2 pseudogenes (1 of these 2 only partly in view) are annotated in these 286 nt (G+C 54.2%); both read left to right on the top strand.

Annotation, left to right across the window (positions count from 1 at the left end):
* Positions 1-263 (top strand): annotated as a pseudogene (locus FDX22_RS21055) (ribulokinase); the annotation flags it as partial.
* Positions 260-286: pseudogene (locus FDX22_RS21050) on the top strand (phosphosugar isomerase) (its annotated part continues 217 nt past the right edge of the window); the annotation flags it as partial. The pseudogenes FDX22_RS21055 and FDX22_RS21050, both read left to right, overlap by 4 nt.

Here is a 286-nt window from a genome sequence, read left to right as displayed (position 1 = left end):
AGCATGCCAATGCCACCGGCTGTGCGATGCTGCTGCCTGAAGAGAGCGAAGCCATGCTGCTGGGCGGCGCCATGATGGGGACTATCGCCGCAGGCGTGTTCGATACCTTCCCGGAAGCAATGTCAGCGATGAGCCGGATTGGTAAAACGGTTACCCCGCAGACTAATCGCATTAAGCAGTATTACGATCGCAAATATCAGGTATTCCACGAGATGTATCAGGATCATATGAAATACCGCCAGTTGATGCAGGAGGACGCATGAGTAACTCCTGGTCTCAGGCCAGC

Source organism: Citrobacter sp. TBCS-14 (assembly GCF_005280805.1).
In the GTDB taxonomy this organism is placed as follows: Bacteria; Pseudomonadota; Gammaproteobacteria; order Enterobacterales; family Enterobacteriaceae; genus Citrobacter; species Citrobacter gillenii.
The sequence above is the reverse complement of the archived record's forward strand: the minus strand, read 5'-3'. Positions and strand labels throughout refer to the sequence as shown.